At 63.6% G+C, this 9750-nt stretch carries 11 protein-coding genes; 5 read left to right on the forward strand and 6 right to left on the reverse strand.

Annotation, left to right across the window (positions count from 1 at the left end; translation table 11 throughout):
• The 5 genes from AC5DC2_RS13405 to AC5DC2_RS13425 form a co-directional block, all read left to right on the forward strand.
• Positions 1–780: ABC transporter permease (locus AC5DC2_RS13405; RefSeq protein ID WP_491698835.1), on the forward strand; the 780-nt coding region annotated here is incomplete at its 5' end.
• The gene (locus AC5DC2_RS13410; RefSeq protein ID WP_491698836.1) at positions 780–2720 is read left to right on the forward strand and encodes a dipeptide/oligopeptide/nickel ABC transporter permease/ATP-binding protein; all 1941 of its coding nucleotides are present in this window, start codon (positions 780–782) and stop codon (positions 2718–2720) included. The genes AC5DC2_RS13405 and AC5DC2_RS13410, both read left to right, overlap by 1 nt.
• Positions 2713–3702, forward strand: coding sequence for an ABC transporter ATP-binding protein (locus AC5DC2_RS13415; RefSeq protein WP_491698837.1), 990 nt, complete (start codon positions 2713–2715; stop codon positions 3700–3702). Before AC5DC2_RS13410 ends, AC5DC2_RS13415 begins: the two co-directional genes overlap by 8 nt.
• Complete coding sequence (locus AC5DC2_RS13420; protein ID WP_491698838.1) at positions 3699–4499, forward strand: FadR/GntR family transcriptional regulator; 801 nt, start codon at positions 3699–3701, stop codon at positions 4497–4499. The genes AC5DC2_RS13415 and AC5DC2_RS13420 overlap by 4 nt, the downstream gene beginning before the upstream one ends.
• Before the next feature lie 12 nt (positions 4500–4511).
• A complete protein-coding gene (locus AC5DC2_RS13425; RefSeq protein ID WP_491698839.1) occupies positions 4512–5456 on the forward strand; it encodes an acetamidase/formamidase family protein in 945 nt (314 codons plus the stop codon).
• Between the two features lie 66 nt (positions 5457–5522).
• Here AC5DC2_RS13425 and AC5DC2_RS13430 read toward each other — a convergent pair whose 3' ends face one another.
• The 6 genes from AC5DC2_RS13430 to AC5DC2_RS13455 form a co-directional block, all read right to left on the reverse strand.
• Positions 5523–6062, reverse strand: a complete 540-nt coding sequence (locus tag AC5DC2_RS13430) for a peroxiredoxin (RefSeq protein WP_024708962.1) — start codon at positions 6060–6062, stop codon at positions 5523–5525.
• Between the two features lie 244 nt (positions 6063–6306).
• Entirely contained in the window at positions 6307–6915 is a 609-nt protein-coding gene (locus AC5DC2_RS13435) for a LysE family translocator (protein ID WP_024708961.1), read from the reverse strand.
• A gap of 60 nt (positions 6916–6975) precedes the next feature.
• Positions 6976–8688 (reverse strand): urease subunit alpha, encoded by a 1713-nt coding sequence (ureC, locus tag AC5DC2_RS13440; RefSeq protein WP_491698840.1) that lies wholly within the window; start codon positions 8686–8688, stop codon positions 6976–6978.
• Positions 8689–8712: 24 nt separating this feature from the next.
• A complete protein-coding gene (locus AC5DC2_RS13445) occupies positions 8713–9069 on the reverse strand; it encodes a GFA family protein (protein ID WP_491698841.1) in 357 nt (118 codons plus the stop codon).
• 2 nt (positions 9070–9071) lie between these two features.
• Positions 9072–9377 (reverse strand): urease subunit beta, encoded by a 306-nt coding sequence (locus AC5DC2_RS13450; RefSeq protein ID WP_024708958.1) that lies wholly within the window; start codon positions 9375–9377, stop codon positions 9072–9074.
• An 11-nt stretch (positions 9378–9388) separates the two neighbouring features.
• Entirely contained in the window at positions 9389–9691 is a 303-nt protein-coding gene (locus AC5DC2_RS13455) for an urease subunit gamma (protein WP_200334716.1), read from the reverse strand.
• Positions 9692–9750 lie beyond the last annotated feature (59 nt).

Consider the following 9750-nt stretch of genomic DNA (forward strand, 5'->3'; position numbering starts at 1 on the left):
GGCCTCGACAAGCCGCTGGTGCAGCAATATTTCATCTGGCTCGGCAATATTCTCCAAGGCGATTTCGGCCGTTCCTACACGCAGAACCGGCCGGTGATCGACATCATCACCGAGCGTTTCGGCAATACGCTGATCCTTGCCGGCACCTCGCTTGTTCTCTGTTCCATCCTCGGCCTTCTGGCCGGCATCGTCTCGGCGGTGCGACAGTATGGCCTCACCGACAAGCTGGTCACCTTCTTCGTGTTGATCGGCATTTCGGTCCCCTCCTTCTGGCTCGGCCTGCTCCTGATCCTGCTTTTCGCCGTCAAGCTGCAATGGCTGCCGGCAAGCGGCATGTATGCGATCTATGGCGGCGGCGGCCCGATCGATCTGCTGAAACATCTCATCCTCCCGGCCTTCACCCTGTCCGTGGTGGCAACCGGCGTCGTCGCCCGGCTGACGCGCACATCGATGCTGGAAGTGCTCCGGCAGGACTATATCCGCACCGCCCGCGCCAAGGGGCTGAAGGAACGCCGGGTGATCATGCGCCATGCCTTCAAGGCCGCTCTCGTCTCCGTCATTCCAGTCCTCGGCATCCAGGCCGGCTTCGTGCTTGGCGGCGCGGTCTATATCGAGACCGTGTTCCAGTGGCCCGGCATCGGTTCCATGCTGGTGACCGCGATATCCACCCGCGACCTGCTGACGGTCCAGGGGGGCGTCCTGATCGTCGCAGCCGCCTATGTGCTGTTCAATCTGGCCGCCGATGTCGTCCAGACCATGCTTGACCCGAGGTTGCGCTGATGACCGATACCGCCGCAGACAGCGCGCCGCGCCACAAGACGAAAAAAAGCGACCGCCCGAGCGCCCTCAAGCTCCTGTTCAACAACTCGCTGGCGACCGCCGGCCTGATTGTCTTCGCCGTCATCGTCCTCATCGCACTGGCAGCGCCTATCCTGCCGCTGCAGCCGCCGAATGTGACGGACCCGTCGGTACGCCTTTCTCCGCCCCTTACCGAGGGCCATCTTCTCGGCACCGATGCGCTCGGCCGCGATCTGCTCTCGCGTCTCATCTGGGGCACGCGCGTAAGCCTCGCCGTCGGCGTTTCCGCCACGCTGATCGCCGCGTTCTTCGGGTCCCTGATCGGGCTTGTCGCGGGCTACGCGGGCGGGCGCACCGACAATATCCTGATGCGCGGCATCGATATGGTCATGGCCTTCCCCTACATCCTTTTGGCGCTCGCCATCGTCGCCGTGCTCGGCCCAGGCCTCTTGAACGCGCTCTATGCCATCGCCGTCGTCAACATCCCGTTCTTCGCGCGCAACATTCGCGGCATGACGCTCGGGCTTTCACGCCGTGAATTCGTCGACGCGGCGCGGCTTTCGGGCAAGTCGCATGTCTCCATTCTCTTCGGCGAGGTTCTGCCCAACGTGCTGCCGGTGATCATCATCACCATGTCGACCACGATCGGCTGGATGATTCTCGAAACGGCGGGCCTTTCCTTCCTCGGTCTCGGAGCCCAGCCGCCGCAGGCCGATCTCGGCTCCATGCTCGGCGACGGCCGCAAGGTGCTGTTTACCGATGCCTATGTCTCCATGGTGCCCGGCCTGATGATCTTCGCGCTTGTCATGAGCATCAACCTGCTCGGCGACGGCATTCGCGACGTGCTCGACCCGCGCCTGAAATCGGGGGCGCTCGCGCGTCCCGGCGCGCGCACGGCGGTGAAGCGCGAGAGCATCCCTGATCGCGGGCAGAGGCCCGGAACGGTGCTCGACGTCCAGGAGATGCGCACCGAGTTCCATATCGGCGGCAGCATCTACAAGGCCGTCGGCGGGGTCGACCTCTACATGCGCCAGGGCGAATGCGTCGGCCTTGTCGGCGAATCAGGCTCCGGCAAATCGGTCACCGCCATGTCGCTGATGGGCCTGGTGCCGACGCCGCCTGGACGCATCGCCGGCGGCGCGGCCTGGCTTGAGAACGAGGACCTCTTTGCCGCAAGCGACGAGCGCATTCGCCAGCTGCGCGGCGGCGACGTCTCCCACGTCTTCCAGGACCCGCTGTCCACGCTGCATCCGCTGTTCACCGTCGGCGACCAGCTGATCGAGGCCATTCAGGCGCATCAGCCAGTGTCGAAAAAGGAGGCGCGCGACAAGGCGGCGGCGCTTCTGGAATCGGTGCGCATCCCAAATGCGGGCGAAAGACTGAAGGCCTTTCCGCATGAACTGTCGGGCGGCATGCGCCAGCGCATCTCCATTGCCGTGGCGCTGGCCAATGACGCCAAGGTGATCATCGCCGACGAGCCGACGACCGCCCTCGACGTGACCGTGCAGGCGCAGATCCTCGAACTGATGAACGGGCTGCGCAAGGAGCGCGATACGGCGATCCTGTTCATCACCCATGATTTCGGCGTGGTCTCCGCCATCTGCGATCGGGTGGCGGTGATGTATGCCGGACGCATCGTCGAGACCGGCACGACAGAGGAAATTCTCGAGCGACCGGCCCATCCCTACACGGCGAAGCTGATCGAATGCGTGCCGGTGCTGGGGGAGCCGAACCGACGCCTTGACGCGATCGAGGGCCGGCCGCCGGTGGTCAACAACCTGCCGGACGGCTGCGCCTTCGCGGACCGCTGTCCCTTTGTTCAGGACGACTGCCGCAAGGGCGATATCGCCATGACCGCGCTTGGCGAGGAACGCGGCGTGCGCTGCCTCCACCCGCTCAACAGGGAGACCGCCGATGGCTGAAGATGTGTTGATCGCAATCGATAGGGCGGAGCGCACTTTCGGCGGCGGCAAGACGCTGTTCGGCAGGAAGCTGCCGGCCGTCCACGCCGTTCAGGACGTCACCATCGACGTGAAGAAGGGCGAGACGCTCGGCATTGTCGGCGAATCGGGTTGCGGCAAGTCCACGCTCGCTCGCCTGCTTTCCGGCCTCGACGTGCCGACGGGCGGCAAGATAACCTTCGAGGGCAGAGACCTTGCCGAGGAGGCGCGCAAGAACCCGCGCGCCCTCGCCCGGCAGGTGCAATATGTGTTTCAGGATCCGGTCTCCTCGCTCAACCCGCGCAAAAAGGTCCGCACCATCCTGGAAGCCCCGCTCATCCACCTGTTGAAACTTGACAAGGCCGAGCGGCAGAAGCGGCTCGAAGAGCTGATGAACGCGGTCAACCTGGCGCCGGAATTCCTTGACCGCTACCCGCATGAGTTCTCCGGCGGGCAGGCCCAGCGGATCGGCATCGCCCGGGCGCTTGCCGCCAATCCGGAGGTGATCGTGCTCGATGAGCCGGTCTCCGCGCTCGACGTCTCGGTGCAGGCGCAGGTGCTCAACATTCTGGACGACCTGAAGGCGCGGTTCGGGCTGACCTACCTGTTCATCAGCCATGACCTGTCCGTGGTCGAGTCGATCTCCGACCGGGTGGCGGTGATGTATTTCGGCCGGATCTTCGAGCTCGGCACGCGCGATCAGGTCTTTTCCGACGCGCTCCACCCCTACACGCATTTGTTGTTGAATTCCGCCCCGGCGCCCGGCCGAAAGGCCGTTTCCGGCGGTGACCGGGAGGCCGAGCTGCCCGACCCCTATAATCCGCCGCCAGGCTGCGCGTTCTTCGCCCGCTGTCAGAGCGGAACGGATGCGTGCCGGCGCTCTGTTCCGCCGATCGACGAGGCGATGGGAGAAGCAGGACACAAGGCCGCCTGTTTCCACCCGATGACGAAAAGGACGGCATGAGCAACCCCAGTCTTGAAAGACGCCAGGCCTTTGGCCCTCCCTTTGCGGAGAAGAAGCGCAAGCGCCCGGATGTGATCGCCGACATGCTGCGCGACCGGATGATCGACGCGGAACTGAGGCCCGGCGACCGCATGCCGCCTGAATGGCTCGAAGAAGATGCCCTGCGGGCCTCGCGCGGAACCGTGCGCGAGGCGCTGAAAATCCTCGAATTCCAGGGCCTGATTGCCTCGAAGACGGGGCCGGGCGGCGGCATCTTCGTCCGCGCCGTCCAGCCGGCCGAGGCGATCCAGACGGTGACAAGCCTGTTCCTCCAGGCCCCGCCCTCGATTTCCGATATCTACGCGCTGCGCAAGACGCTGGAACCCGCACTTGCCGCCGATGCCGCGCTGCACCTGCCGGCCTCCGCCATCCAGTCGCTGCAGGACAAGATCCGGCTTTACGAGGGCGAGGCGGAAACGGCGGAAGAGGAGTATATCCAGCGTCTTGCCGAGCTCGATTTTCATGCCGAACTTGCCCGCCACGCGCAAAACCCGGTCCTGGGCTTTGCCTGCGGGCTGCTGCTGAACCTGCTGCGCGACCTTCCGGTCTGCCGGGCCATCTATGAGGAGCGCAATCCGGGCCTGCGCGAGACAGGCATTTTCTACCAGATCGAGCTGATCAAGGCGATCCGCGCCAGGGACGCGGCGAAAGCGCGCGCCATCATGGCGGAACATATGGTCGAGGCCGAGGCTTACATGCTTGAGCGCGAACGCCTGAACGCCTCGCGCAAGCCGGGTCGCGACAGCGACCACGCGTGACGAGCCGGGAGAATGCCGATGAAATGCGCACACACGATCCACGACCATCAGGGCCATCTCGGCTGGGACCGGTCGATCGATCCGGTTCTTGTCGCCCGTTCCGGCGAGACGGTCGCGTTTTCCTGCCGCGATGCCGGCAACGGGCACTATGGCCCGGAGAGCACGGCAGCGGATATCCTGACGGCGGAGCCCGGCCAGGCCAACCCGCTGACGGGCCCGCTCTATGTCGAAGGGGCAAGGCCCGGCGATGCGCTGAAGGTCACCATCAACGAATTCGCGCCGTCAGGCTTCGGCTGGACGGCGATCATTCCCGGATTCGGCCTTCTGGCGGATCAGTTCTCCGGACCGCGGCTGAAGCTCTGGAACTATGAGACCGATATCTCGCAACCGGCCGTTTTCAATGCGCTGGCGCGCATTCCGCTGCGCCCCTTCATCGGCACGATCGGGGTCGCCATGGCCGAACCCGGCAATCACGCGGTGATCCCGCCGCGCCATGTGGGCGGCAATATGGATATTCGCGACATCGCGGCCGGCACGACGCTCTATCTGCCCGTGGAAGTCGAGGGCGCTTTGCTCTCCATCGGCGACACCCACGCTGCCCAGGGAGACGGAGAGGTCTGCGGCACGGCGATCGAGAGCGCCATGGATGTTTCCGTCACCCTCGACGTGATTGAAGGCGCCGCGCCGAAGACGCCGTATTTTTCGACGCCCGGTCCGATTGCGCGCCATCTTGACGCGGCAGGCTACGAGGTCACCACCGGCATTGGACCCGATCTGATGGACGCGGCACGCACGGCCGTCTCGAACATGATCGACCTCCTGGCAAAGACCCGCAATCTCGATCCGGCCGACGCCTATATGCTGTGTTCGGTCGCCGGCGACCTGAAGATCAGCGAAATCGTCGACGCCCCCAACTGGGTGGTGTCGTTCTATTTCCCGCGGATCGTGTTCGAGTAGAGCCATTGAAAAAGGCGGCCGGAAAACCGGCCGCCTCGTAATCACGTCACGTCGATGTTTCAGGCCTCAGGCGGCCTTGGATTCGCCCTTGAGGCTTTCCAGAATGTTCTGCGGCGCGGAGACGCCGTAGGGGTCGGTCTCGCACAGATCGGAGAAGCCTTCTTCCTCGAACCATTTCTCGACGACGCCGTCATTGATCACGGCAGCGTAGCGCCAGGAGCGCATGCCGAAGCCGAGATTGTCCTTGTTGACCAGCATGCCCATCTTGCGGGTGAATTCGCCGGAGCCGTCCGGGATGACCTTGACGTGCTCGAGATTCTGGCCCTTTGCCCAGGCGTTCATCACAAATGCATCGTTGACCGACATGCAGTAGATGTCGTCAATGCCCTGGGCCTGGAATTCGGGGAAAAGCTTCTCGAAGTCGGGCAACTGGTAGGTCGAGCAGGTCGGCGTGAAGGCGCCCGGCAGCGAAAACAGAATGACCCGCTTGCCCTTGAAGTAGTCGTCCGAGGACATGTCCTGCCAGCGGAACGGGTTCGGTCCTTCGATGCTTTCATCGCGAACACGCGTACGGAAGGTTACGTTCGGAACTCTGCGACCGATCATCTCAATCTCCTGTTGTCTTCAGCCCTTGAGAAGGAATTCTGTTTTGGAAAGGTTGAGGGATTTTATCAATTTTCAAATCGGAATAAAGGTAAAACCTTAGAATTATTCCAATCTGATGGCTGCCATGCGCACAGCGCATGGCAATTCCCTCATCTCAGCCAAGCAGTTTCAATGTGATAGCGGCCATGCGCCATTCAACCCGATGGCACTGCGTCATTCCGACGCACCCCGACAGCGCCCGCGCTCAGTGACGCGCGAGCGCCATGGAACCGCCGGCGAAGATCAGCGCAGCGCCGACGGCGCGGTTCAGCTGCACGAACACCCGGCTGGATGCGATGAAACGCCCGAGCAGCGCGCCGCCGGCGACATAAAGGCAGACGGCAACGACCTCCATGACCAGAAAGGCAAGCCCCATGGCCGTCAGCTGCGGCCAGATCGGTCCGCCCTCGACGATGAACTGCGGAAAGAAGGCGGTGAAGATGGCGATCGCCTTCGGATTGGTGATCGCGATCGAGAAATCGCGCCGCATCAGCGCGGCGATGCTCGCGTCAAGCGCCTGCATCTCGGCAAGCGCCCTCGCCTTGATGAGGATCTGGATGCCGACATAGACGAGATAGACCGCGCCGACGAGCTTGATGACCAGAAACGCGGTGGCGGACGCGGCAAGAACAGCGCCGAGCCCGGCGACCGTGATCGCGATCAGAAAGGCAAAGGCCGGCATCCGCCCCATGCCGCCGAGCAGGCCACGCACCGCGCCGAGCCGCGCGCCGTTGGAAAAGGCCAGCATATTGTTCGGTCCCGGCGCGCAGTTGAGCGCGAAACAGGCCGGTATGAATACTTCCCATGCAGTCATGCGGCCCATCCTACGGGTTTGGCGACGCCCCCGAAACAGGCTTCGCGCCGTTTGCCAAAATCAAAACAGGAAATACCGCTGCGCCATCGGCAGAACATCCGCCGGTTCGCAGGTCAGCACCTCGCCATCGGCGCGCACCTCGTAGGTTTCCGGATCGACGGCGATGTCCGGCGTTGCCGAGTTGTGCACCATCGAGGCCTTGGAAATGCCGCCGCGCGTATTCTTGACCGGAAGAAGCTGCTTGGCAACGCCCAGCTTGTGGGCCAGGCCGGCATCAAGCGAGGCTTCGGAGACGAAGGTGACGGAGGAATTGGTGCGCGCCTTGCCATAGGCGCCGAACATGTAGCGGTAATGCATCGGCTGCGGGGTCGGGATCGAGGCGTTCGGATCGCCCATCTGGGCGGCCGCGATCGTGCCGCCGATGATGATCATTTCCGGCTTGACGCCGAAAAGCGCCGGGTTCCACATGACGAGGTCGGCCCGTTTTCCCACTTCCACCGAACCAATCTCGTGGGAAAGTCCGTGGGCGATCGCCGGGTTGATCGTGTATTTGGCGATATAGCGCTTCACCCTGAAATTGTCGTTCTGACCGGTCTCCTGCGCCAGACGTCCGCGCTGACGCTTCATCTTGTCGGCGGTCTGCCAGGTGCGGATGATGACCTCGCCGACGCGGCCCATGGCCTGGCTGTCCGACGAGATGATGGAGAAGGCGCCGATATCATGCAGGATGTCTTCCGCCGCGATCGTCTCCTTGCGGATGCGGCTCTCGGCAAAGGCGATGTCTTCCGGGATCGACGGCGACAGGTGGTGGCAGACCATCAGCATGTCGAGATGTTCGGCGATCGTGTTGACCGTATAGGGCCGCGTCGGGTTGGTCGAGGACGGGATGACGTTGGAAAGGCCGCAGATCTTGATGATGTCCGGCGCATGGCCGCCGCCTGCCCCTTCCGTGTGGAAGGCGTGGATGGTGCGGCCCTTGAAGGCCGCGACCGTGTCCTCGACGAAGCCGCTCTCATTGAGCGTGTCGGTGTGGATCATCACCTGCACGTCGTATTTGTCGGCAACCGAAAGGCAGTTGTCGATCGCCGCCGGCGTCGTGCCCCAGTCCTCGTGCAGTTTCAGCGCGGCAGCGCCGCCCAGCACCTGCTCCTCCAGCGCGCCCGGCAGCGAGGCATTGCCCTTGCCGGAAAAGGCGAGGTTCATCGGGAAGGCGTCGGCCGCCTGGATCATCCGCTCGATATGCCAGGGACCGGGCGTGCAGGTGGTGGCGAAGGTGCCATAGGCCGGCCCCGTGCCGCCGCCGAGCATGCAGGTGAGGCCTGACATCAGCGCCTCCTCGATCTGCTGCGGGCAGATGAAGTGGATATGGGCATCCATGCCGCCGGCGGTGACGCACTTGCCCTCGGCCGAAATCACCTCCGTGCCCGGCCCGACGATGATGTCGACGCCGGCTTGCGTATCCGGATTGCCGGCCTTGCCGATGCCGGCGATGCGGCCGTCCTTGATGCCGATATCGGCCTTGACGATGCCCCAGTGGTCGATGATCAGCGCATTGGTCATCACGGTATCGACCGCGCCTTCGGCCCGGCTTGCCTGGGACTGCCCCATGCCGTCGCGGATCACCTTGCCGCCGCCGAACTTCACCTCGTCGCCATAGTGGGTAAAATCCTTTTCCACCTCGACGAAGAGTTCCGTATCGGCAAGGCGCACCTTGTCGCCCGTGGTCGGCCCGAACATGGACGCATATGAGGCGCGAGACATCTTGAAAGGCATGGAATTCCTCCTGGGGCGGGAAATTTATACGGCCGCGCCGTCGTAATGCTGTGAGCTGAGGCTGCGGGGATCGACCCCGTCAAGGCAATTGGCGTTGACCGCCACCATCGCCGTTCCGTCGCGGCCCGTGACATAAGCAAAGCTCTCGATACCGCAAGTCTTGCAGAACAGGTGATGGATCTGGCGCTTGTTGAACAGGTATTCGGTCAGGTTGTCCTCGCCGCTGTTCAGCGTGAAGTCTTCGCGCGGCGCAAACGCCAGCACCGAACCGAGACGCCTGCAGCGCGAGCAATTGCAGGTGACGGTGTGGCCGAGTTCGATATCAACATCGAAGTCGACCGCTCCGCACTGACAGCTTCCGTGGTAATGCTGAACAGCCATGATCAAAGCTTTCCCATGATTTCCTGTCGGAACCCGTAGACCGTGCGGTTGCCGGCGAAGGGCACCAGCGTCACGTCACGGGTCTGGCCCGGCTCGAAGCGAACGGCCGTTCCGGCTGCGATATCGAGCCGCATGCCGCGCGCCTTGTCGCGCTCGAAGGCAAGCGCCGGATTGGCCTCGAAAAAGTGGTAATGGCTGCCCACCTGAACCGGCCGGTCGCCGGTATTGGAGACAGTGATGGTGACGGTCGGCAGACCGGCATTGATCTCGATTTCGCCCTCTGCGGCGATCAGTTCACCGGGGATCATGTCTTACCTCCTCACCTGATCGGCTCATGCACGGTCACCAGCTTGGTGCCGTCGGGGAAGGTTGCTTCCACCTGCACGTCGTGGATCATTTCCGGCACGCCTTCCATCACCTGGTCGCGGGTCAGCACATGGGCGCCCGCCTCCATCAGCTCGGCCACGGGGCGGCCGTCGCGCGCGCCCTCGACCACATAGTCGGTGATCAGCGCCACGGCTTCCGGCCAGTTGAGCTTGACGCCCCGTTCGAGCCTGCGGCGCGCCACCATGGCGGCCATGGAAACCATCAGTTTGTCCTTCTCACGCGGCGTCAGGTTCATGCGTCACTCTCTCGCTGTCACGGCTTGCGGATTTCATAGATGCCAGACTTTCGGCAGAT

The organism is Martelella sp. (assembly GCF_984369615.1).